The sequence below is a fragment of the Acidobacteriota bacterium genome (assembly GCA_016713675.1).
Classification (GTDB): domain Bacteria; phylum Acidobacteriota; class Blastocatellia; order Pyrinomonadales; family Pyrinomonadaceae; genus OLB17.
The window spans coordinates 1,899,477-1,920,512 of record JADJOS010000001.1; the positions used below are offsets into that span (position 1 = coordinate 1,899,477).

Annotated in this window: 18 protein-coding genes; 11 read left to right on the top strand and 7 right to left on the bottom strand. The window is 53.2% G+C overall.

Annotated features, from left to right (window positions below):
- Positions 1–41 precede the first annotated feature (41 nt).
- The 4 genes from IPK01_08795 to IPK01_08810 form a co-directional block, all read right to left on the bottom strand.
- Positions 42–782 (bottom strand): biotin--[acetyl-CoA-carboxylase] ligase, encoded by a 741-nt coding sequence (locus tag IPK01_08795; GenBank protein MBK7933582.1) that lies wholly within the window; start codon positions 780–782, stop codon positions 42–44.
- Complete coding sequence (gene egtD, locus IPK01_08800; protein ID MBK7933583.1) at positions 779–1,750, bottom strand: L-histidine N(alpha)-methyltransferase; 972 nt, start codon at positions 1,748–1,750, stop codon at positions 779–781. The genes IPK01_08795 and egtD overlap by 4 nt, the downstream gene beginning before the upstream one ends.
- 83 nt (positions 1,751–1,833) lie before the next feature.
- On the bottom strand, positions 1,834–3,000 hold the full coding sequence (locus IPK01_08805; protein MBK7933584.1) for an ergothioneine biosynthesis protein EgtB: 1,167 nt from the start codon (positions 2,998–3,000) through the stop codon (positions 1,834–1,836).
- Positions 3,001–3,146: 146 nt separating this feature from the next.
- A complete protein-coding gene (locus tag IPK01_08810) occupies positions 3,147–3,398 on the bottom strand; it encodes a hypothetical protein (GenBank protein ID MBK7933585.1) in 252 nt (83 codons plus the stop codon).
- A gap of 349 nt (positions 3,399–3,747) precedes the next feature.
- Between IPK01_08810 and IPK01_08815 the strand changes: the two genes are divergently transcribed.
- From IPK01_08815 to IPK01_08855, 9 genes are all read left to right on the top strand, one after another.
- Positions 3,748–5,226 carry a leucine--tRNA ligase gene (locus IPK01_08815; GenBank protein ID MBK7933586.1) on the top strand — a complete coding sequence of 493 codons (1,479 nt, stop codon included), beginning with the start codon at positions 3,748–3,750 and terminating at the stop codon, positions 5,224–5,226.
- Positions 5,227–5,283: 57 nt separating this feature from the next.
- On the top strand, positions 5,284–6,441 hold the full coding sequence (locus IPK01_08820) for a class I tRNA ligase family protein (protein ID MBK7933587.1): 1,158 nt from the start codon (positions 5,284–5,286) through the stop codon (positions 6,439–6,441).
- A gap of 148 nt (positions 6,442–6,589) precedes the next feature.
- The gene (locus IPK01_08825; protein ID MBK7933588.1) at positions 6,590–8,887 is read left to right on the top strand and encodes an SUMF1/EgtB/PvdO family nonheme iron enzyme; all 2,298 of its coding nucleotides are present in this window, start codon (positions 6,590–6,592) and stop codon (positions 8,885–8,887) included.
- 59 nt (positions 8,888–8,946) lie between these two features.
- Positions 8,947–10,281, top strand: a complete 1,335-nt coding sequence (locus tag IPK01_08830; GenBank protein MBK7933589.1) for a tetratricopeptide repeat protein — start codon at positions 8,947–8,949, stop codon at positions 10,279–10,281.
- Positions 10,282–10,396: 115 nt separating this feature from the next.
- Complete coding sequence (locus tag IPK01_08835; protein MBK7933590.1) at positions 10,397–12,616, top strand: protein kinase; 2,220 nt, start codon at positions 10,397–10,399, stop codon at positions 12,614–12,616.
- Between the two features lie 182 nt (positions 12,617–12,798).
- The gene (locus IPK01_08840; protein MBK7933591.1) at positions 12,799–14,613 is read left to right on the top strand and encodes a PAS domain S-box protein; all 1,815 of its coding nucleotides are present in this window, start codon (positions 12,799–12,801) and stop codon (positions 14,611–14,613) included.
- Complete coding sequence (locus IPK01_08845; protein MBK7933592.1) at positions 14,610–15,266, top strand: response regulator transcription factor; 657 nt, start codon at positions 14,610–14,612, stop codon at positions 15,264–15,266. The genes IPK01_08840 and IPK01_08845 overlap by 4 nt, the downstream gene beginning before the upstream one ends.
- Before the next feature lie 282 nt (positions 15,267–15,548).
- Positions 15,549–16,373: a Crp/Fnr family transcriptional regulator gene (locus IPK01_08850; GenBank protein MBK7933593.1), complete on the top strand. Its 825-nt coding sequence runs from the start codon at positions 15,549–15,551 to the stop codon at positions 16,371–16,373.
- Between the two features lie 197 nt (positions 16,374–16,570).
- Positions 16,571–16,720 carry a lmo0937 family membrane protein gene (locus IPK01_08855; GenBank protein ID MBK7933594.1) on the top strand — a complete coding sequence of 50 codons (150 nt, stop codon included), beginning with the start codon at positions 16,571–16,573 and terminating at the stop codon, positions 16,718–16,720.
- 175 nt (positions 16,721–16,895) lie between these two features.
- Here IPK01_08855 and IPK01_08860 read toward each other — a convergent pair whose 3' ends face one another.
- Both IPK01_08860 and IPK01_08865 read right to left on the bottom strand, forming a co-directional pair.
- A complete protein-coding gene (locus IPK01_08860; GenBank protein MBK7933595.1) occupies positions 16,896–18,812 on the bottom strand; it encodes a hypothetical protein in 1,917 nt (638 codons plus the stop codon).
- A gap of 108 nt (positions 18,813–18,920) precedes the next feature.
- On the bottom strand, positions 18,921–19,346 hold the full coding sequence (locus IPK01_08865; GenBank protein ID MBK7933596.1) for a YtxH domain-containing protein: 426 nt from the start codon (positions 19,344–19,346) through the stop codon (positions 18,921–18,923).
- Between the two features lie 236 nt (positions 19,347–19,582).
- On the opposite strand from IPK01_08865, the gene IPK01_08870 reads away from it, so the two are divergent.
- Positions 19,583–19,801: a hypothetical protein gene (locus IPK01_08870; GenBank protein MBK7933597.1), complete on the top strand. Its 219-nt coding sequence runs from the start codon at positions 19,583–19,585 to the stop codon at positions 19,799–19,801.
- 180 nt (positions 19,802–19,981) lie between these two features.
- Here the strand turns inward: IPK01_08870 and IPK01_08875 are convergent, their stop codons facing one another.
- The gene (locus tag IPK01_08875; protein MBK7933598.1) at positions 19,982–20,131 is read right to left on the bottom strand and encodes a lmo0937 family membrane protein; all 150 of its coding nucleotides are present in this window, start codon (positions 20,129–20,131) and stop codon (positions 19,982–19,984) included.
- A gap of 426 nt (positions 20,132–20,557) precedes the next feature.
- Here IPK01_08875 and IPK01_08880 point away from each other — a divergent pair, with 426 nt between their 5' ends.
- Positions 20,558–21,031, top strand: a complete 474-nt coding sequence (locus IPK01_08880; GenBank protein ID MBK7933599.1) for a flavin reductase family protein — start codon at positions 20,558–20,560, stop codon at positions 21,029–21,031.
- Positions 21,032–21,036 lie beyond the last annotated feature (5 nt).

The window sequence follows — 21,036 nt, forward strand, 5'->3', positions numbered from 1 at the left end:
AAAAGACAGAAATTCCTATCTGTTTTCGATGGCATCGGCGGCTAAACTCCTCTTAGCCTTTCTACATCTCCGGCTTGGACGATTGTAACTGAACCGTCAGTTGTCTTCACTCTCAGTGCACCGTTTTCTTCAAGGCCGTCAGTTGTGCCTTCGAATGTCGAGCCTTCCAGCGTGACGCGGACCCTCTTGCCGCTGAAGTAGGTCGAACGCTGCCGCCAATGATGCACGATCTCCCCAGAGCCATTTTCATCATTCAAAATGTCGTAAAAATACGAAAGATGATGGGTCAATCGTTCCGCTACTTCATCAGCTGTAACGGAATTTCCGGTTTCCAACTCGAGCGATGTCGCAGTTGCAGCCAGTTCTTCCGGAAAACTTGAACTCGTGAGGTTGATCCCGATACCGACGATCACGGCGGTGCCGGCCGGTGTGTCGACCGTCTCGGCGAGAATACCGCTGATCTTGTCATCGCCGATCAGGATGTCATTTACCCATTTGATGTCAGGTTTGAGGCCAAATTCCATGAGCGTGTCATGAACCGCGACGCCGGCCATCAAAGTGACCAGCGGGAAAAATCGCATTTCGATCCGCGGCCGAAGAACAATACTGAAGTACAGACCGGCACCTTCGCTCGAAACCCATTCGCGGCCTTGCCTGCCTCGCCCTGCGGTCTGCCTGCCTGCGATAACACACAATCCCTCAGCCGCTCCCTGCCGGATTTGGCTCGCCGCCTCGGTATTGGTCGATCCGAGCGTGTCGTAGCGAAGGATGTTGATATTCATTTGGTAGGATGCCAAAGCGAATCGCAGTAATAATTCCGGCTGTCCCGGAAATTCTGTTTGATCTCAAACCCGCTCTCGTCGGCCAATTCTTCGATCATTGCCGGACTGTACTTCTGCGATATCTCCATAAAAACGGCTTCCCATGCGTCAAATTCGAATGCTCGGCCAAGCGACTTAATATTTACGGTCTGCTTTTCGCGGCTAACAAGAAATGAGCGTGCCGAGCCCTCGATCGGGCGGTAATTCGCGTAATGCGTAAATTTCTCGAGGTCAAAATCGCCGCCGAGTTCGCGATTGATGCGGGTCAGGAGATTCAGGTTGAATTTCGCCGTGACACCGGCCGCGTCGTCATAGGCAGCGGCGATCACATGAGGATCTTTTTGCAAGTCAAAGCCAATAAAAAGCAGATCGTCGTCATTCATCACCGCACAGAGTGAGCGGAAAAATCCAACCGCCTGCTCGCGGCTGAAATTACCGATATTCGAACCTAAGAACAGCAATATCTTCCGACGACCCGAATCGTCCTTGAGTGATTCGAGGATCTTAAAATAATCGCCCTTCATGGCGTTCATCTTGAGTGCGGAGAATTCACGGTTGAATTTCTCAGTCAAAGCGTCGAGAGCTTCCTGCGAAATATCGATCGGAGCGTACGAAACATCAACATTCTGTTTTAAGAAATGCTCGACCAATACCGCTGTCTTTGTTCCATCTCCCGCACCGAGCTCGATCAGGTCAAACGCATTATTTCCGTTCGCAAACGCCCGAAAGATCTCCGCCGTCTGAACCTCAAATATCTCTTTCTCACAGCCTGTCAGATAGTATTCAGGTAGCTTCATTATCTCCTGAAACAGCCGCGAGCCTTCGTCGTCGTAAAAATACTTGGACGAAAGCTCCTTCGGCGTCGAGGAGAGGCCGCGACGGACGTCTTCGGCAAATTGTGAGAGTTCTGGTGTTGTCGAACTTTGCATATTTGTCAGAACCGCCTGCGTAAGCGGGCGGTCCGGAAGCTTATCATTAAACGGCGTCGGAACCTCTAGTACACGCCGCCCGCTTACGCAGGTGGTTCTGACTTGACGAGCCGGATTCCTGTAAACTGCCACCTAAGATGCGGATGAAAAAAATTGCGATAGGTTGGACGGCTGTGGCCCTCTGGTGTCGCGACAGATCCGCCTCTGAGCACCATCTGGTTGATCATAAATTTACCGTTGTATTCGCCGACTGCTCCGGCCGCTTTCGAAAAGCCGGGATATGGCAGATAGGCTGAATTTGTCCACTCCCAACGCCTGCCCCAGTCAAATTTGCTGCTCGCGATCTCCCATTCGAACTCGGTCGGTAATCGGCAGCCTCGCCATTCAGCAAACGCTGCAGCTTCGTAAAAAGAAATGTGACAAACCGGAGCATCAAGCGGCAACTTTCGCAATCCGGCTAGCGAGAAATGGTGCCAGCCATCATCACGCTGATGCCAATATAGCGGCGATCCGATACTATTGTTGTTTATCCGATCCCAACCTTCCGAGTGCCACAGAGAATGCTCGCGATAACCACCAGCGTCGATAAACTCAATGAACTCAGCATTTGTGACAAGCCGGTTACAGATCGCAAGGTCGTCAAAATAGACCTTGTGCCGTGACAATTCGTTGTCAAAACAAAATCCGTCACCCTCGAAACCGATCTTGTGAATGCCGCCCTCGATTTCCACAAAAGTTGCAGCTCCGGACTCAGCCGATTCCTCGATCGCAAAGTCTTCACGATACACGGGAAAAAGAGGATTGACGCTGAATGTGTACTTAAGATCGGTCAGGAACAACTCCTGATGCTGCTGCTCGTGGTTGAGGCCGAGAACGACGAGGTCACGAAGATCCTCCGGCACATCACCTTTCAACAAAGCACTCATTCGTTCGTCAACATATTTTCGGTACTCCAAAACATGTTTAACCGTCGGACGGCTCAGGTCGCCGCGATTGTCGCGTCGGGTCCGTTCTCCGATCGAGTTGTAATAGCTGTTAAATAAGAAGCCGAAATTCGGGTCGAAAACCTCATATCCGTCTACAAAGTTTTTGAGTATCACCTCCTCAAAAAACCATGTTGTATGTGCGATATTCCACTTCGGCGGCGATACGTCGACCGTCGGCTGCGGGATGTGGTCTTCGATCTCCAGCGGCTCGCAGAGCATCCTCGTAGCCTGTCTTACTTGCTCGTATCTGTCGGCCAGGCTCATTTCGGCCTCGCGTGTTCCGGATGTCTGCATTCAATTATTAAAACAAATCACACGGGAAAGGTGAAGAAATTTCTGAGAGAAACTCAAAGCAACGAAAAGCCGCCTGCCAAAAGCAGACAACTGCTTTCTAATAATTGAGCTTGTGTTCAAGCCGCCGCTCTAAAAGTCTGATGCCGCAAGCGTTCCCATTCCGTCACCTGACGTGCACGGCGGTTTTCGGGTCGGTTCGCGAGTGAATAGATCACGTCGTCGATATTTTTGGATCGTTGAGCAGGGAAATGTTCGAGCTTGTTGGAGGTGGTTAGGTTTCTGTCGTTAGGGCGAGCGGTATTTGTTTCGTTGCGGTTGACCATCGTAATGCCTCCAAATTTCGGGGCAGACGGTCGAACCCAAAACATCAAGTGCCGAGCGTCTGCGTTAACGTATTTTTACTCATCAAGTTTTTAGTAATAAGTAGCTCCCTCGAATATTAAGGTTCTGCAAGAATATCACGATTTTTTCGTCAAGAAAAGAAAAATGTGGACATCTTCTGCGAGATTTTTTAGACTGACGTTATGACAGTTCGTCGAAACGACCTCGCCCTTACATAGCCGCTCGTCAACACAAGTTGATGACGCGGCGACACTTACAGTAATTTAACAGCACAATAAGTGGATAGACCCGTGTTTATTCGCTAAACTTTAGGATTCACCGGAATAGCCTTTAGAACGTGGGGCTTTGGACTCCGGAACTAATGGACTTTTACCTATGGACGAGAAATATTTCGCAAAAAAGATCGAACAGAAGTGGCAGAAAAGATGGGCCGAGAGCGGTGCGTTTCACGCCGAGATCGATACGACGCGTTCAAAATTTTACGCGCTCGAGATGCTGCCGTATCCGTCGGGCAACTTGCACATGGGGCATGTTCGCAATTATTCCGCGGGTGACGCATTGGCCTGGTATAAGCGTCTGCGCGGCTTTAATGTGCTTCATCCGATCGGTTGGGATTCGTTTGGCCAGCCGGCCGAGGACGCGGCTGTCAAACGCGGTGTCAATCCGCGCGTATGGACCGAAGAAAATATCAAAGTAATGCGCGGCCAACTTGAACGGCTCGGTTTGAGCTACGACTGGCGACGCCAGATGTATGCCCACACGCCCGAATATTACAAATTTGACCAGTGGTTCTTTCTCAAAATGTATGAAATGGGCCTAGCGTACAAGAAAAAAACGCAGGTCAACTGGTGCGAGACCGACCAGGCAACGCTTTCGAACGAACAGGCAAGCGGCGGACTCTGCTGGCGTTGCGGCAATCCTGTGACCAAGAAAGACCTCGAACAATGGTTCCTCAAAACGACCGCCTACACAGACCAGTTGCTGGACGACATGGCCGAGATCGAGGCCGGCTGGCCCGCGAGCGTTCTCAAACGCCAGAGCGACTGGATGGGCCGCAGCGAAGGTGCGTACGTCGATTTTAAGATACGAATAGCGACCGGAGCATTGAAAAGCACGGCGATCGGCGCACCTGATTCGATACGGGTCTTCACTACAAGGATCGACACGATCTACGGAGCAAATGCTGTTGTCGTAGCGGCTGAACATCCGATCGTTGCGGCAAATCGTGGGACATTTTCGGTCGATGTCATCGCGAAGATCGACGCCATCGTCGCCGAAAATCTGAAACCAAAAGACCGCGAGACCGAGGTTGAAAAGGACGGAATCGACACCGGTCTGAAAGCGATAAATCCGTTCAGCGGCGAGCAATTGCCCGTTTGGGTTGGCAATTACGTGATGATGGAATACGGCACCGGAGCCGTCATGAGCGTGCCAGCCCACGACGAACGCGATTTCGAATTTGCCAAGAAATTCGACTTGCCGATCCGTCAGGTCATCTCCGAACCGCACATGGAGCATGCCCATCATGCGATGCAGGCGCTGGCTCTCGAACAGGCATTTTCCGAATATGGAGTGCTCGTCCATTCCGATTATTGGAACGGCCGAACGAGCGAGCAGGCAAAGAAAGACATGACGGATTACGCTGTCAAACACGGATTCGGCGAAGGGGCAATAACTTATCGCCTCCGTGATTGGGGCATTTCGCGGCAGCGGTTTTGGGGCTCGCCGATACCGATCGTATATTGCGGCACTTGCGGTGTTGTTCCCGAAAAGTACGAAAATCTGCCGATCCGTCTGCCCGAAAACGCACCGATCACCGGTACCGGCGAATCACCGCTTGCCAAGGTGCCGTAGTTTTACGAAACGACATGTCTGCAGTGCGGCGGTTCCGCGACCCGTGAGACCGACACGATGGATACGTTCGTCGATTCGTCGTGGTATTTCTTCCGGTATACAGATCCGACGAACGCTGATCGGCCGTTCGACACCAAAACGGCCGCATATTGGATGCCTATAGATCAATATATCGGCGGCGACGACCACGCCGTAATGCACCTGATCTACGCACGCTTTTGGTCAAAAGTTATGCGAGATATGGGCCTCGTTACCTTTGACGAACCCGTAAAGCGCCTGCTCACACAGGGAATGGTCGTCGGCGAGACTTTCTTTGACGACGAGACGGGCAAACGTGTCTATCATCAGCCTGATAACGTAGCGACGACACGCGACCCCAAAGGTAAGATAACCGGAGCCGTTTCCAATGACGGTAAAACGCTAAAATACGCCATCGAGCGTATGTCTAAGTCAAAAGGCAACGGCGTCGATCCTGACGAAATGGTCGAGATCTACGGTGCTGACGCCGCACGCCTGTTTGTTATGTTCGCTGCCCCGATCGAGAACGAACTCGTCTGGAACGAAGCCGGTATCGAAGGTGCCGTGAGATTTCTCCAGCGTGTATGGCGGCTGGTGCACCGTTGGCAGTTGGCACTAGGCAGTGGGCAGGAGGGAGTGCAGACTGCCAGTCTGCTCGAAACGGCCGAGGCAGACACTCCGAACGCGAAAAAGCTCCGCCAAAAAACGCATCAAACCATCAAACGCATCGGCGACAGTTTCGATACGCTTCAGTTCAACACGCCGGTCGCGGCACTGATGGAAATGTGCAATGCGATCTACGACGTTGGCGTTGAACCCGAAAACGCTGATGGGTCAGAGATAAGAGCCGTCCGCGAGGCGGTCACCGCGCTCACACTGATGCTGACGCACTTTGCCCCGCATACTGCCGAGGAACTTTACTCGGTGATCATTGGTAACGACAACGGTATGCTCGCAAACGGTGCAATGTTCCCGGAATATAGTGAGGAACTTGCCAAGGCCGATGAGATCGAGATCCCTGTCCAGATCAATGGGAAACTGCGTTCACGGATAATGGCCGCCCCTGATACGCCGAATGACGAATTGGAAACGCTGGCACTTGCTGATGAAAAGACACGGGAATACACCGACGGCAAAACGATCGTCAAGGTGATCGTCGTTCCAAAGCGGCTGGTGAATATCGTCATTCGGGACTGATTCTTATTGCTCGTGCGATTTTTCCTTGCTTGCAATTGGCAAAGATTTTAGAATCAAATCGTGTTAATCTACAATTTTCGCGCGTATGTGCGTGTTTTCAGATAATGCGGCGAGCGAAATTGGTGTGTTTGCCATCTAAGAACCGAAAATGAGAGAGTGTCAGCTCTGCAAAAACTGTTTCGCCGACGCGGTCACTACCTGTCCTAATGATGGGATGCCGACCGCGCATACTATCGAGGGCGAGCCTGTTCTTGAGGGCAAATATCATCTCGAATGCCGGCTCGGTCAGGGCGGAATGGGTGTCGTTTACAAGGCCCGCCACGCCTATCTCAAGACACTCCACGCGATCAAGATCATTTTGCCGGACCTCGTCGGCAATGATCCGCAGCTCGTCACCCGATTCAGGCAAGAAGCATTGGCGGCGGCGGCGATCCGTCATCAGAATGTGGTCGGCGTTTCGGATTACGGCGTCATCAACGGCACCGTGCCATTCCTTGTGATGGAGTATGTGGACGGCGAATCGCTCCACGATCTTCTGACCCGCGAAAAACAGCTCAAACCGGAATACGCTCTCGAATTGATCTCAGCGATCTGTGCCGGAGTCGGAGCTGCTCATCATCAGGGAATTGTTCACCGCGATCTCAAGCCGCTCAACATCATGATCTGTAACGACAAGCCGACTTTGGCTCAGTCGGTCAAGATCCTTGATTTCGGACTCGCCAAGATCAAATCGGGCGAGCTGCTCGGTTCGTTCATCCAGGCGCAGACGACCGGTCTGATGGGCTCGCCGTATTATATGGCTCCCGAGCAATGGGCCGACGAAGAGCCCGACATGCGGGCCGATATCTACAGTCTCGGCGTGATGCTTTTCCAGATGCTCGCTGGCGATGTGCCGTTCAAAGGTTCGTCGATACCGGCGATCATGAAAAAGCATATTAGCGATCCGGCACCGACGCTTGCAGATTTTGGGGTTACGGTCTCGCGCGACATCGAACTCGCTCTCCAGCATACGTTGGTCAAAGATCCGGCACACCGCACGCCCACCGTCGAAGAGATGGTCGAGGAATTCCGCGATGCCGTTCATCCCGGCCTTCACACGTCACAGGCACAGACTGGACACGCATTGCCGGTCTCATCACTTATCGTGCGGACCAGGCCGCCGCGTTCAAAGGTCTTTGTTGATAATGTCGCCGTTGGTCAGTCGCCTGAGGACGGTTCGCTGTTGCTCGAAGGCATACAAAGCGGCAATCACCGCCTTCGTGTCAGTCACGATGGATTTCAGGATTGGCTCGGCGATGTCGTCTGCGACGGCAAGCCCGTTGAGGTCGTTGCCGAGCTCCGGACTGAAATGACAGCTTCTCAGGGAGCGATACCACGACCCAACTTCCAAGAACTGTCGCCGATCGCCGTCAATACCGAGGCTGCGACAAGGCTGCATCCGGATACTCCGCCACCGGGCCAGCATTTACAGCAAACTGCGCCGCCGATCCAACAAACGGCCATTCCGCTTCAACAGACCGCTCCGCCGGGCGGATTTCAGATGACCGGAAGCACGATCGGTGTCCAGTCGATGCCGCCCAAAAAGTCCAAGCTTGGATGGATTTTGGGAATCGGCGGAATATTCGCTCTATTCTTTGTTGTAATTGCGGGTGGTGTGGCCGCGTATATGCTCGGCCTGTTTGGCGGATCGACCGTCACGCCCGGAAACTCGGCAACGCCGAAGCCGGGCAGTTCGCCGGTCGTTATAAAACCGGACATGGTGCAGATTCCGGGCGGAACATTCAAGATGGGCCGCGATAGTATGACGAGGCCCGAAGAGTTGAACCAGATGCCGGCTCATTCGATCACGGTCGCGTCATTTGAAATGGATAGGACCGAGGTGACAAATGCTGAATACGCTCAATTTGTCGCTCAGACGAATCGAACGGCACCGAAACATTGGGTCAACGGGCTCCCGGTGCCGGGCACTGAGAATAAGCCCGTGAGTTTCGTCGATCTGTCGGATGCAACGGCGTTTGCCGAGTGGCGTTCTAAACGTGACAGTGTGATATATCGGCTTCCTACTGAGGCCGAATGGGAATATGCAGCCCGAAACGGTGCGAAAAGTGATCTTTATCCTTGGGGTCCGCAGTGGGAAGACGGCAAAGCTGTTATGGCGAAGGCCGATTCGGAACCCGATGCTGTCGGGTCAAAGGCCGATGGTAAGAATTCATGGGGTGTCGTCGATCTTATAGGAAACGTTTGGGAGTGGACGAGCAACGAATTAGCAGCATATCCGGGCAGCAACCTCGAAATAAAGAAAAAGCCCGGCCGTCGAATTATGATCCGCGGCGGCTCGGCCAACGAGAACCGGACGAAGATCGACATTACGTCCGCTTTTAGGATCGACGTTGCGGACGATACAAAAGAGAAAACGCTTGGTTTCAGGCTGGTAAAGCCCGGCTAACAATCGCGGTAAACACAATGAAGATGAGAGTCCTATCGCTAAAAAGTATTACGGTTTTAATGTTGAGTTTCGTCTTCGCTGCGGCTGTATCGGGCCAAGATCTCGGCAGCAGCAACAAGCTCTTCGGCGGTTCCAAGCCCGCTCCTGCAAAGACCAAAAAAGCTCCCCCAAAGCCATCTGCCGCCAAGCCGAAAGTAAAGACCACTGTCCGCAAGCCCGTATCCGTAAAGAAACGGCCCGCAAAACCTTCGACGGTGGTCACTGCTAAAAAACCTGCGGTCAAAACAGAAACAACACCTGCGGTCATTGCGCCGAAAAAGACTGGGAGCGAACCCAAGGTTATTATTGTCGGCGACGAGCCCAAGGTCGTGATCGGTGCAAATTCTGCCGCAAATGATGAACAATATGAAGAGCTGATCGAACTCGGTAATATCGAGCGTGATGAACGAAATTACGGCGGAGCCGAACTCGCCTATCAGAAAGCGAGTAGGCTGAAACCGCGGGATGCACGTGCTTTTCTTGGCCTCGGCAACCTTTACTCCGATCAGCAGCGTTGGTCTGACGCCGAAAAGTCATACCGTTCGGCAGTCGCTCTCGAACCTGATTATGTCGAATTGATCGTTGCCCTTAGCTTCATTCTGACAAGGCCTGTTGCGGCTTCGAATCTTTCCGAGCGGTACGCTGAGGCCGAAAAGCTTGCCCGGCGGGCTATCGAGCTCAATGGCCGAAGTGCACTTGCCGCGGATCAACTTGGCGTTGCCCTCGAACTGAGCGGCGAGATCGGCAGCGAGACCGAAAATGCTTATCGCCGTTCGATCCAGCTCGAACCTGATTTTGCTCCGGCACACGCTCACCTTGCGAGATTATTGAGAAAGAAAGGCAAGACCGCTGCATCCACGGCCTCGTACAATGACGCAATGGCGCGTGCGACCGACGTTGGCTCCAAACTGCTCGTCGCCGATGTGATGCAGTCCGAGGGCAAGTATAAGGAATCGGTACAATTACTCCAGCAGGCACTTGCCATCGATACTAGAAATCCGACGGCACTGACAATGCTCGGTCGGGCGATGACGACGCAGGGCAATTTTGCGGATGCCGAACGCTATTTGAAAAAGAGCGTCGAGGTCAGCCCATCAGGGTTTATTTCGTATAGTCTGCTCGCAGCATTGCATGCGCGACAGGGCAGGCTTGAATCGGCCGAAAATTATCTTATTCAGGCTGCTCGTTTTGCGGGACCGTTTGACAAGCGTCTGCTGGCTACTCAGTTCGAATCCGTCGGCGACGAATTTGCCAAGACCGGAAAGGCATCAGCCGCAGCTCGTGTCTATCGACAGGCGAAAACTCTCGACCCCGACCGCGAATCACTCGCCGGAAAGCTAGCCAAATATAAGTAGGTCCGTCGGCCTTAGGATCTTATGTTGTCGAGTTACTGAAATTCGACGGCGATTGAGCGTTTTTTGTTGTGGAAATGCCTGCCAACGGCATTGAAAAAGTGATTAGGTAATTATTGTGATCGACAAAATGCATTGCCCAAAATGCGGCCAAAATTATCCCGACGGTTTCCAGCGTTTCTGCGACACCGACGGCACTCGCCTCGTCCCCGACACCTCTAATGTTCGGCCTACCGGCGGCGTTTTTTCGAGTATTTTGTCAAAACCTGCGGTGGACAACACCCGCACGTTCACGGATGTGCCGAGCTTCGTCATCAACGAAGGCGAACGCCCTGAGCCGCGGCTTCACCTCAAGGATCAGCAGACGGCAGCGATGTTTTTCGACGAGGATCCTGAGATCGAACTGGGCAGTGACGTATTTGTCATCGACGATGCTCCTTCATCAAAACCGTTTGGACGCCGCATCGATCCGCATGAGATACCGGCCGGTCACGTAGATCTCGGAGACCGCGGGCAATCAACGGCGCACTTCAACGAATTTGAAATCGACGACCCGAATTCATTTGTCGGAAAGACCGTAAAGGGGCGTTATCTCGTCACCGAGATGATCGGTGAGGACGATTCGGGCTTTGCATATCTTGGTGAGGATCGAATTGTCGGCGACAAACGAGTTGTCATTCGAATTCTTTCAAACAAAGGCGACATCGATGAGATCACCGAAAGCATACTTGCTGAAGAACGAATTTCGCTTTGTCATATCAATCATCCGAATGTCGCCCGATTATTTGATTCGGGCTCATATCCAACCGGTACGATCTATTTGATCAGCGAGCATATCGACGGTCTGACGGTCGACGACATTTTACAGATCCATGGCCGTTTTTCGCCGGAGCGGGCTGCCCGCGTGATCAAGCTGGCGGCATACGCTGTCGGTGATCTGCATAATGAACGCATTCTGCACCGCGACATTCATCCCGAAAATATTGCGATCGCTCCGTCCGATACGGAGATCGAAACGGTCAAGGTAACCAATTTTGGCGTGTCATCCGGCGACTTGAATCCTGGAAATCTCGCATATCAGTCACCCGAACGCCTCGACGGCCGCATTCCGACCGTTGCCAGTGACAGTTATTCCCTTGCGGTCGTTGCATACGAAATGCTAACCGGACAACGGCCCTTCGATGGTGCGACGGAGAAAGAACTTCGGGCGGCGCAGCGGTCGGGTACGACGCTCGCAACTACCATCGTCGGAGGCCTTTCGCCCGATATAGATGCGGTCTTTTCAAAGGCACTATCTGCTGATCCGCGTGCGAGATTTGTCACGGCCCGTGAATTCGGCGATGCTTTTTTCGCAGCCGCGACCAAGCCAGCTCCGGCTGCTGCGGAAATTCCCGTTGTTGACGCTGTCATTAGGGTCTCCGAAGAACTACCTGTCGTCAAACCTCCGTCAGCCGAGGCAAAGAAAGATAGGGCCGCGGTATTGGCGGATTTTCCGAACTATCAGGAAGATGGACCTGCATGGACACGCCGATCGCCTGAGCCGATCGCCGAACCAAATTCGCGTTGGCTTAGAATAGCGGGCATTTTGTTCGCTGCTCTGCTCGTTCTGCTTGCGGGTGCGTGGTATTACCTCGTTAATCGTCCGGCTCAACCTGATTTTCAGGTAACCAATACGACGGCCCCAGGCACGATCACCGCTGACACCCTAAGTGCGGTCGATACCGTCGTTCCGCCACTCGAACGCAACATCCCGCAGCCGCCTGACACCGAGTATTACGCCAATATCAAGCAAAATCTGAAGGGCGACCTGATACGCAATTTCGTTGGTTTCAAGCTCTATTATCCTAAAGGCTGGACGGTAAACGGAGCCATGCCGAGCAGCAGTCCGACCGGCCGAGGCAAGTTCTTCGACGTTTCAAGATCGACGGCGGAAGGGCGTCTCCGCGAACAAATGCTCATCAGCTATTATCCGAGCAAAGGCACATTTGCCGAGGATACACCCGGTTTTCCGCAATTGGTCAAAGAGACCAACGAAACGCTCAAAAAATTGATCCCGGGCTATCAAATGCTCTCTGAGGGCGAGATCAAGGTCAACGGCGATTGGCAGGCGTACGAAATAAAGTTCCAGGGCAGCGGCACCTCCGACACGGGCGAACGCCTCCTCGTCTGGGGCCGCCGCCTCTTTATCCCCGCACAGCGTCCAGGCGTTCGAAACGGCTTTGAGATCACCATGCTTGCGACCTCATATGCCGATGAGATCCACAGCGTCGACGACGTCGGCGTCAAGGGCGAACTCGCACAGATCCTCTACAGCTTCGAACCGAGCCAGAATTTCTAGAATATATCGGACCATGTAAAAGAAAGACGCGTCACGCTTGGCGTGTCTTACCTGTTTTAAACCGACGATCTTCATTTTGTGTATTTTTGGTAACATACAGCAATAAGGATCTGTGCCTAAACTTTTCCCGGCTTCGATTCCTTTTTCGAGGTTCGGTGGTCCGGGAATGAGCAGCGACGAGCATGAGATTTTCCACTGCGACAAAACTAACTCTCGGATTTGGCGGCGTGATCGTCTTACTGGTATTGAATCAAGCGGCGGTACTGTTGCCGCTCCGCTCGGTCAATGAGCAGATCCGAGCAATGTCTGAGGTCGGTCGGCCGCTTCGTTCAGCGACCAGGGGCCTCGAGGCGAATGTGTTTGCATTCGGCTTGGCAGTCAGGACATATGCTCAAACCGGTGCCCCGATCTATAAGAATGAGGCCGAACGCGAGCAGCTCAATGTTGAAGCCAATATCGCCGAATACCGCAGACTGGCATCTACTGAACGGCAGCGTGAACTCGCGGCAAGGATCGACCCGCTTTGGCAGGAATACAAGACAAAGGGACTGGCGGTGATCAACGGCGGCACACGTTTTTACAGTGACGCGGAATGGGAAAGTATCGCGGCGAGCCGAACTGCGATGATCGAGCTGATCAGGGGTGAAATGCAGCCGGATGCGCTGGTCAATTACAATGCGATAACGCAGATCGCCTACCAGCAGGTTGAAGCCGCCGAGCGGTTCATGCTGATAATCTTTATTCTTTGCATTGTGATCGCGATCGTCACCGGGCAATCCGTCAGCCGGGCGATCGTTCGTTCAGAGCGTGAGATACTTAGCGGCCGCGAACATTTGCGGGCGACGCTGACCAGCATTGGAGATGCCGTCGTTACGACCGATATCGAAGGCCGTATCACCTCGCTGAATCTCATGGCCGAGCGATTGACCGGATGGACAGAGGCCGAAGCCCGAGGACAACAGCTCCGCTCTGTCGTTCAGTTCATTGATGACGCAACCGGTTTCGAAGCCGAAAGTCCGTCACTTAAAGCTCTTCGAGAGGGAACTGCGCTGAGTTCCGACAGTGTCTTGCTAGCGACACGTTACGGTACAAAGGTGCCGGTCGAGGATCATGCGGCCCCGGTCCTTAACAGCAAGGGAGCGGCCGTCGGAAGCGTTCTTGTTTTTCGTGACGTGACCGAAAGAAAACTGCACGCCCTGGAGCTTAGCAAGAGCTATGACGAGCTCGAGGCCCGCGTAAAACATCGGACTTTCGAACTTGCCGAGACGCACGCCGAGTTGATCCGTGAAATGGAAGAACATGCCATCGCCGAGCAGAAACGCATCGAACTGCTCGGACGCTTGGTCTCGGGCCAGGAGACCGAACGCCGCCGTATTGCCCGCGACCTGCACGATCAGCTTGGACAGCGGTTGACCGCGCTCAGGCTCAAGATCGCTTCGCTAAAAGAGGCAGCGGCCGGAAATGAGGTGCTCGAGCCGAAGATCACACGTCTGCAGCAGATCGCCGAAATGCTTGATTCTGAAGTCAGTTACCTAGCGTGGGAACTGAGGCCGACCGCCCTCGACGATCTCGGATTTGCGGCCGCGGTCAGGGCGTTTGTGAAGGAATGGTCACGCCACTTTGATATCCCGGCTGATTTTCAAGCGGCAAAGATCCCTAAACGCCGATCGAGCAAGGACACAGAAACGCACCTTTATCGAATAACTCAGGAAGCTCTGAACAATATTTCAAAGCACGCAGGAGCAACGCAGGTCAGCGTCGTTTTGGAAAAACACGACGACCGCATTATCCTCATAATCGAGGATAACGGAAAAGGATTCGACCCGGCGTCGCTGACAAAACCGAGCCGTTCGGGCCGGGGACTAGGACTTTTGGGAATGCGCGAGCGTGCAACCCTCGTCGGCGGCGACGTTGAGATCGAATCGGCACCGGGCAGCGGGACCACTATATTTGTCCGTGTACCGATGGCGAGCACAGCAAAGGCGGCCAATGAATGAATAATAAATTGAGGATACTGATCGCCGAAGATCACCAGACGGTTCGCGAGGGCATCAAGCTGCTCGTGAACTCACAGGACGATATGGAAATAGTCGGCGAAGCAAGTGACGGCGAGATGGCGGTCGCCGAAGTTCAGCGGCTACAGCCTGACCTTGTCGTCATGGACATTTCGATGCCGACAATGAACGGCCTCAAGGCTACGAAACGGCTTCGTTCGCTCGGACTTGATGTAAAAATACTGACACTCACACGCCATACGGAAGACGGCTATCTCCACCAGCTTATTGCCGCCGGTGTTAATGGCTACGTCCTGAAACAGAGCGCCCCCGACGAGCTGATAAATGCCATCCGCACGATCGGTTCGGGCAATGCATACGTCGACCCGAGCCTACAGGGCAAGGTTCTCGGTAGTTATGCGGCTCGCTCGTCGTCGCTTCGCGGCGAGAATAAGAGTGAACTTACCGATCGCGAATCTGAAGTCCTTCGTCTGATCGCCCTCGGCTACAGCAACAAGGAGATCGCCGAACGCATCGACCTCAGTGTCAAGACCGTCGAGGCTCACAAAGCCAACAGCATGCGAAAGCTCGGCATCACCAGCCGCACAGACATCGTCCGCTACGCCATTCTTCAAAACTGGCTGCAAGATAATTGAGTCGAAAGGCCCGCAATCATAAACGTTCCGGTGTCGATCTGCTCCCTCGATACTTCCCCTGCCCGTATAGGGATTTTCCCTAATAAAGTTGTCGTTTTCCCCGATTTTCCCGATCTTCATTTCGATAGATACTCATTCTATCGAAGCGGCGAATGCGGCCATTTTGCTAGTGATGGAGTAGAAAGGAAACCGCAGCCGCTGCTTCGATCTCAAGGGTCGAGCGAGAATCAACTCCCACCGCTTCTCGCACCGTTAGATCCCGCGAAAAAGGAGATAAAGACAATGGCATTTGGAGAAACGACAGCTAATCGATCTGCATATTCACATTCATACGATCGAACGAAAAAGTTTGGATCGGTCGACGGCAGCCGCTCGTTCCGGCCCGACGGCTTTTTGCGAAAGGCGGAACCGACGGTCCGATCAGGAAATTCGGTCATCGATTCGCTCGACGGCGAAATGGCTCGAAGTATCCAGGGATCGTTTGTAACGGTCGAGCTAAATATGGAACAGGTCCTGTTTCAGGAAGAAGATGATCTCGATGTTATTTACTTTCCGGTGACGGCAGTAGTTTCGGAATTTCGAATGTTGGAGGATGGCCGCATGGTGGAGATCGCAGTCACCGGTAACGAGGGAGCCGTCGGACTGTCCAACATACTCGCAGGTTCGCACATCGCTCACAACTACACGCAGGTCTCGCAAGGCGGACTTGCAAAAAAGATATCCGTTTCCAAGCTCGAACGGCTGCTGCGATCGGACGAACAACTTCGATTCGCACTTGGCCGCCACACTGACCACTATATCCGGCAGATCTCGCAGAAGTCGATCTGTAACATGTACCACTCGGTGAAAGAGCGAATGTGCACTTGGCTGCTGATGGTCCAGGACCGTTCGGGCAAGAAGAAGATGCATCTCACGCACGAACAGATCTCACGCATCCTTGGTGTCAATCGGCCGAGCGTATCGCGAATGGCTTTCGAACTTAGGGAAAGCAACCTGATCAGCTATTCACGGGGCGGATTAAGGATCTGCGACCGCGAACGCGTCGAGGATGCTGCCTGCACTTGCTATTTCGAGCTAAGCGGGCCTGAAACAGCCTGGTTGAATTGAAGTGCTTCGTTAAACGTCCGGGTTCCGCGAAGGTGTGCTGCGGCCTGACGAAAGATTTCACTGCGGCAGGATCACCTGATCCCGTCCGGCGGGAACCGGTCACACCCTGAACATCTACTAAAACGTTCATTCGGTTCCCACCAAACTTCCGTTCTTATTTTTATTCGAAGGTAAATACTATTAAAAGGAGAAAAGACATGCTTTGGACGATCATATTGATACTTTTGGTGCTTTGGGCTTTAGGATTTGGATTCGCCGGTGCGGCCGTGGGAAACCTAGTTCACATACTTCTTATACTGGCGATCATCACCCTGGTGCTTCAGCTAGTCAGAGGCAGCAGGGTTTGAAATAAGTAAAGACCCTCAATGATAGAGGTCGTCCGATCTGGGCGGCCGTTTTCATTTGCCGCTGCGTCAAAATTAATGCCTGCCGCGAACAGACTTAAAAAAAACGGCAGTTCGCATTGTAGCGAACTGCCGCGTCCTTGCGGACCGAGCCTCGTCCGAGGTCAATGTTGTAAGACTACCGCGTGTTAGCAGGAGCTGTTGCGGTTATGGCAAAGGTCGTACCAACTCCGAGCTCCAGATTGTCGCGGCCCTGTAATATCACCGTTCCGACGCCTGCACCGGCTCCGACGCCGGCACCTATCGCGGCACCTTCGCCGCCTCCGGCAATTGCACCGATGATCGCACCGAGTACGGCTCCGATACCGGCACGCGTGACGGTCTTGGTCGTCTGATTGCCGTCGCGGATGGCACCCTCGTTATTTACATTGACGGTGTTGCCGTAAGCCGAGCGGACCTCGTCGACAATTCCGGCAAAGCGATATACGTTGCCATTCGTCAACCTGATCGTGTCAAACGTGAGCGACATATTCGCACGGCCCGACACCATTCCCGATTTGTCGCCATTGACCGTTCCGGTGATCACTGCTCCGTTGAACTGCGATGGCGACGTCACCGTCATTGAGAACTGGTCTCTGTCGCGGATCGTCCTCGTCGAAAGAGCAGTGTTGAGCGTTGCCGTCATGCGCGTATTATTGGGTACAGCAAAGCCGTCTGACGTCGTGCCATTCGTATTTCCAACGGTGTTCCAATCAGGGGTCTGACTGGTCTTGTCGTAAACACTCGTCACAGTTACAGTTTGGCTCTGATTTTCCAAATAAATACGACGCGTTACCCTGAGCTGTCGGTTGCCGACCGGCGTGAACACGACGTTGTAGTCGTTAATTCGGTCGCCTTCGTAACTGATCGTCAGGTCCCGGTTGGTCGCCGTGACATTCGTCGTCACGGTTCGGCCGTTCGGCGATGTCTCGGTTTGGTTGCGTCCGTCCGCCGCTAGCGTGATCGCTGCGGCATTTGCGGACGACATCGTGACCTGCTGTCCGTTCTTCTGAAACGACATTGTTTCCGGTGAAGCCAAACGGCGTTCGAGGTTGCGTCGAATACGGTCGGTCTGATTTGCCTGATAATTGGCGTCATTGATCGCACGATCGACGATGGTCGCGACGTTGTCGCTCTGCGCCGTATTCAAACGGTATGTGCCGGTCAAACGCGAGTCAAAATTGTTATTCTGGCCCCATTGGTCGCCCGGAGTGATGATCGTGTCGCCGTTCCATCTCACGCGATAATAACCGGCCAGCGTCGTCAGATCGCTGCGAAGCAGGTTCCATTTGTTAGTGACGTCATTATTTGTCCGGTTCGATGAAAGAACGCCATTGATCGACGAAGCAGGCTCAAGCACATTCTGAATATTGCCGTTGCCGTAATTTCGCTGATTCAAGCTGCGGTTCAGATCGTCAAGGGCGACGTCGAAGGTGGAAAGTTCCTGTGTGATCTCCGCCGCCGTTTCGCGCGTATTTCCGCGGTTCAGGCGTCCAACCGACAGTCTGAATGAATTGCTGCGGGTCTTGATACGCCTGATCAGCGTGATGATCTGGGCATCGCTAACTGTCCGGCCCGTCTGATTGCCGTAATTATTGTTCACGGCATTCCAGTTCGAGGTAACGCGGTAGTTGCTCGCGAGCAGATTCAGTTCGTTGCGTAGCTGCGACCACTGACGCTGTGCGAGCGTTGTCACGCGGTTGTTCTGCATGAATGTGTTGATCGATATAGCGCGGTTCAAAACTTCCTGCACATCGCTCGCCGACGAACGGCGCGTTGTAAAGTTGTCTCTCAGCGTATCGGTCGCCTGTTCAAAATTTGACACCATTGACGTGATCGAATCTTCACGTGTGGTGCCGTCGATGCTGCTGCGGTCAAGCGATCTGTCGATCTCGCGGCTGAATGCGTCGGTTTGCGTCTCGATCCGTTCGAGCAGCGTCTGCAGCTGACGGTCCGTGCCGGTGTAAGCACGGTTCTGTGCCTGCGTTGTGGTGAACGTAGAGATGATCGCGACTATCGCGAGCAGTGATATCTTTAATAAATTCGTCTTGTACATATAATTGTCCTCAGGCCTTCGCCTTTCGGGAGAGTCGCTATCAAATCATATGGCCGGCCGCGAGATTGCAGCCGGCCAAGTTGATCAAAAGTATTTTTCTTGTCCGGCCTACATTATGCTCGAGGCCCTGCGGTTGTTTCCGCCCTTGCCGCTAATATTCGCTGTGTCTTCTTTGAGGCTGTCGAGACCGTCCGAGACGGCTCCTGCCGCGGTCGCAACCGCGTCGTCGATCGCCTGTTCGCCCTTAGCGAGCTTGTTTGCGGCGAAATCGTAAACCTTGTCAGCCTTTTCCCTTACGTTCTGGATCACTTCTGCCGACTGCTCTTTTAACTCGTTTGCTTTCGCTAGAGTCGCGTCATAGCCCTTTCTCGAAACGTCGGCGATCTCGCCACGCAATTCGCTGCCCGATTTCGGTGCAAACAGTAATGCGAGTACCGCACCGATGCCGCCGCCGATCAGAAGATATGTGAATCCGTTGCGAAAGCCGCTATTTGAAGTCGAAAGGTTTTGGTCTGTGTTGTATGTCTCTCTCATATGATGTCTCCTTAACTATTCCGTATAAATATTCCAGCGAATCCCGGCTTTCGGCGAATTAATTTGATCCAACCAGGAAGAGTGCCGATCCTCAGGTTCTGAACTAAGCGTAAACAAATGAAACACATAGGTCTGTGCGGTAGGCCACACAGCGGCAGCATCTCGGATCTAAATGTGTGCGGCCGTACATACGACCGCCGCCTCAACAGCTAGACTTGCTTTTGAGGTGAGTAGTTATGAATAAGGAAGTAATACACGTTGACGGAAAGGATGTGCTCGTTCGCGAGGATTCTGCCAAGGCGTTTCGATTCACGCGTTGGGGACTCGTGACCGCGGCAATTGGGCTTGCGATCATGTTTATCTTGATGTGGGCCTTCTTTATACGTGCGGGCAGTGACGGCAAGATCGATACACCTGCACAGATAGCTAACAGCAACGCGAACACGGGTAAATAGCATTTAACGGCTGATCGCGTCCGCTTCGGCGATTTATACAGACCTAATATTCGGGGTGGATGACGACGAAAAGGGAAAGCAGATAAATGCTTTCTCTTTTTTTCGCGCAAAAAAAGGCCGCCGTCTCCGGCAGCCTGCTAATTGGGCAACTTAATCCCGCAACAGCTTAAAAGCCAAAAATTAAATGCGCCGTCCTCTGACCAACTGCAAGATCAGCACAACGACCGCGACCACGAGCAAAATGTGAATCAAATTGCCCGTCGCTGCACCGGCAAAACCGAATCCCAAAGCCCACAAAACCAATAGTATTAAAATAATTGTCCAAAGCATGATCCACCTCCAGTCCGCTGATCTCGAATCCCAAGTTAAGATCTCAAATCTCAGATTCCATCCGATCTATCAACGGCTCACTATCATTTGAACATCTTCTTGTAGGCCCGTCTGTGTGGTAGCGCACCTAGCATTTTGACGGGCGGCAGATTTTCTATAAGTTATGTGCGGTAGGGCACAGACTGCCGTGCGAACGTGAGTTAAATTTGGAACATCGAAAGTTTCGATCCGGGAACATTCTTAGGGAACGCTCGGAACGACGACGGTGAACAAGGGGTTTACGGCTTCGGCTGTTACAAAAGGCAGGTGATGCTGTCTTATCGGGCGATTTCGGCGAAAGCTGCGGTCGCCCTTTTATTGTTAATATATTTCAACGAAGTGGAAAATACGCCAACCGAACGGTAGAATCGAACTCAGCGATTCACCATGGTTACAGACGAAGAATTCAGATCCGCAATGAGCCGGTTTGCGAGCGGCGTAACTGTCATGACAACGGCCGATGCCGCCGGGCGTCCTCACGGGATCACTGTCAGCGCGTTTTGTTCGGTTTCGATGACGCCGCCGATGGTGCTGGCCTGCATTCACAAAGAAACCGCAAGCCATTACGCATTCCTCGAACGAGCGGCCTTTGTGGTCCACATTCTCGGCGAACACCAGCGTCAGATCTCGCAGCAGTTTGCCGAACCTGCAATGGACAAGTTTGACGGCACGCAGATCTACGAATCGACCGAGGGCCTCCCGATGCTCGCCGACGCTCTCGTCACACTCGAATGCAGTGTCGCCAGTGTCCACGACGCCGGCGACCACACGATCATCGTCGGCATCGTCGAAAATGCAGACATCCGCTCGGGTGCCCCGCTCATCTATTACCATCACGACTACCGCAAGATCAAGGATTAGGGTTT

What these genes read in the sequence shown, in the direction of transcription:
- IPK01_08850 (MBK7933593.1), top strand. Translation starts at nt 15,549, where the DNA reads ATGGCATTTGGAGAAACGACAGCTAATCGATCTGCATATTCACATTCA.
- IPK01_08820 (MBK7933587.1), top strand. Translation starts at nt 5,284, where the DNA reads ATGGATACGTTCGTCGATTCGTCGTGGTATTTCTTCCGGTATACAGAT.
- IPK01_08795 (MBK7933582.1), bottom strand. Translation starts at nt 782, where the DNA reads ATGAATATCAACATCCTTCGCTACGACACGCTCGGATCGACCAATACC.
- IPK01_08860 (MBK7933595.1), bottom strand. Translation starts at nt 18,812, where the DNA reads ATGTACAAGACGAATTTATTAAAGATATCACTGCTCGCGATAGTCGCG.
- IPK01_08875 (MBK7933598.1), bottom strand. Translation starts at nt 20,131, where the DNA reads ATGCTTTGGACAATTATTTTAATACTATTGGTTTTGTGGGCTTTGGGA.
- egtD (MBK7933583.1), bottom strand. Translation starts at nt 1,750, where the DNA reads ATGCAAAGTTCGACAACACCAGAACTCTCACAATTTGCCGAAGACGTC.
- IPK01_08825 (MBK7933588.1), top strand. Translation starts at nt 6,590, where the DNA reads ATGAGAGAGTGTCAGCTCTGCAAAAACTGTTTCGCCGACGCGGTCACT.
- IPK01_08840 (MBK7933591.1), top strand. Translation starts at nt 12,799, where the DNA reads ATGAGATTTTCCACTGCGACAAAACTAACTCTCGGATTTGGCGGCGTG.
- IPK01_08845 (MBK7933592.1), top strand. Translation starts at nt 14,610, where the DNA reads ATGAATAATAAATTGAGGATACTGATCGCCGAAGATCACCAGACGGTT.
- IPK01_08870 (MBK7933597.1), top strand. Translation starts at nt 19,583, where the DNA reads ATGAATAAGGAAGTAATACACGTTGACGGAAAGGATGTGCTCGTTCGC.
- IPK01_08855 (MBK7933594.1), top strand. Translation starts at nt 16,571, where the DNA reads ATGCTTTGGACGATCATATTGATACTTTTGGTGCTTTGGGCTTTAGGA.
- IPK01_08830 (MBK7933589.1), top strand. Translation starts at nt 8,947, where the DNA reads ATGTTGAGTTTCGTCTTCGCTGCGGCTGTATCGGGCCAAGATCTCGGC.
- IPK01_08880 (MBK7933599.1), top strand. Translation starts at nt 20,558, where the DNA reads ATGGTTACAGACGAAGAATTCAGATCCGCAATGAGCCGGTTTGCGAGC.
- IPK01_08805 (MBK7933584.1), bottom strand. Translation starts at nt 3,000, where the DNA reads ATGAGCCTGGCCGACAGATACGAGCAAGTAAGACAGGCTACGAGGATG.
- IPK01_08865 (MBK7933596.1), bottom strand. Translation starts at nt 19,346, where the DNA reads ATGAGAGAGACATACAACACAGACCAAAACCTTTCGACTTCAAATAGC.
- IPK01_08810 (MBK7933585.1), bottom strand. Translation starts at nt 3,398, where the DNA reads ATGTTTTGGGTTCGACCGTCTGCCCCGAAATTTGGAGGCATTACGATG.
- IPK01_08815 (MBK7933586.1), top strand. Translation starts at nt 3,748, where the DNA reads ATGGACGAGAAATATTTCGCAAAAAAGATCGAACAGAAGTGGCAGAAA.